Genomic DNA, 272 nt, shown 5'->3' on the forward strand with positions numbered 1-272 from the left:
GATCGCGCGTCAGAACTGGTCCTTGCGCTTGCGAATTTTGGCGAACACCTCGGCGTCGCTGGCGGTTTGCATCCCAAGATGTGCGCGCAAGGACGGATCGTCCGGGCGCAGGAAGGGATTGGTCTTCTGTTCGAGAGACAATGTGGAGGGAACGGTCGGGCGCCCCGCATCGCGGGCTGCTTCGACGTCCTTGATACGGGATATAAGATCGGAATTCTCCGGATCAACCGTCAATGCGAAGCGCGCGTTGCTGGCGGTATATTCATGGCCCG

At 59.9% G+C, this 272-nt stretch carries 1 protein-coding gene; it reads right to left on the reverse strand.

The features are described from left to right. Window positions 1-9 precede the first annotated feature (9 nt). A partial coding sequence (locus tag A3728_RS19820; protein WP_330220292.1) for a hydroxyacylglutathione hydrolase C-terminal domain-containing protein occupies window positions 10-272 on the reverse strand: 263 nt, incomplete at its 5' end.

Origin of the sequence: Sulfitobacter sp. HI0040, from assembly GCF_001634885.1 — a bacterium.
In the GTDB taxonomy this organism is placed as follows: domain Bacteria; phylum Pseudomonadota; class Alphaproteobacteria; order Rhodobacterales; family Rhodobacteraceae; genus Sulfitobacter.